This is a genomic window from Scandinavium lactucae, from assembly GCF_033843265.1.
Lineage (GTDB): Bacteria > Pseudomonadota > Gammaproteobacteria > Enterobacterales > Enterobacteriaceae > Scandinavium > Scandinavium lactucae.
The window spans coordinates 1-973 of record NZ_JAWXRD010000022.1 but is presented as its reverse complement, the minus strand read 5'-3'; the positions used below and the strand labels follow the sequence as shown (position 1 = coordinate 973).

Here is a 973-nt window from a genome sequence, read left to right as displayed (position 1 = left end):
GTGATGCTGCTGTCCGTCAGGCATTCACGGAGGCAAAACAGCGTTATGGTGCGCCTCGTCTCGCTGACGTACTGCCGGAGTACAACGTCAAAACTATTGCCGCTAGCCTGCGCCGTCAGGGACTCCGCGCAAAGGCTGCCCGTAAGTTCAGCCCTGTCAGTTATCGTGAACATGGCCTGCCAGTGTCGGAGAACCTGCTGAAACAGAATTTTTACGCCAGCGGTCCGAACCAGAAATGGGCGGGTGACATCACGTACTTGCGCACGGACGAAGGCTGGTTGTACCTGGCGGTAATCATTGACCTGTGGTCCCGGGCCGTCATCGGCTGGTCGATGTCTTCACGGATGACGGCACAACTGGCCTGTGATGCACTGCAAATGGCACTCTGGCGGCGTAAACGACCAGAGAATGTTATCGTTCACACCGACCGTGGGGGGCAGTACTGCTCAGCGGATTATCAGGCATTAATGAAACAGCATAATCTGCATGGGAGTATGAGTGCGAAAGGCTGCTGTTATGACAATGCCTGCGTGGAAAGCTTCTTTCATTCGCTGAAAGTGGAATGTATCCACGGGGAACGCTTTATCAGCCGGGAAATAATGCGGGCGACGGTGTTTAATTATATCGAGCGTGATTACAATCGGTGGCGTCGTCACAGCGCCTGTGGCGGCCTCAGCCCGGAACAGTTTGAAAACCAGAACCTCGCTTAGGGCCATGTCCACATTACGTGGGTAGGATCACAGGGAGATGCGTTCTGGTGAATTCTGCTGGGGAATGAGGCTGTTCATCATCTGTTTTTCACGTAGCGCACGCACTGTGTATGGATACAGGTATTCTGGCCTGTATCGGCAGATCCTGCCATGACAATAAATCGCAACGGCCGGATCCTTTTGTTTGAATAACCACCATTATTGCGGGTAAAACCAAATGCGTAAACCCCTTATTTCGGGGTCACAAAGGTCACAAAGCCAGT

1 protein-coding gene is annotated in these 973 nt (G+C 52.9%); it reads left to right on the top strand.

Annotated features, from left to right (window positions below; all coding sequences use genetic code 11):
• Positions 1 to 710, top strand: a 710-nt coding sequence (locus SIK69_RS08010) for an IS3 family transposase (RefSeq protein WP_319785824.1), incomplete at its 5' end; no start/stop codon positions are given.
• Positions 711 to 973 lie beyond the last annotated feature (263 nt).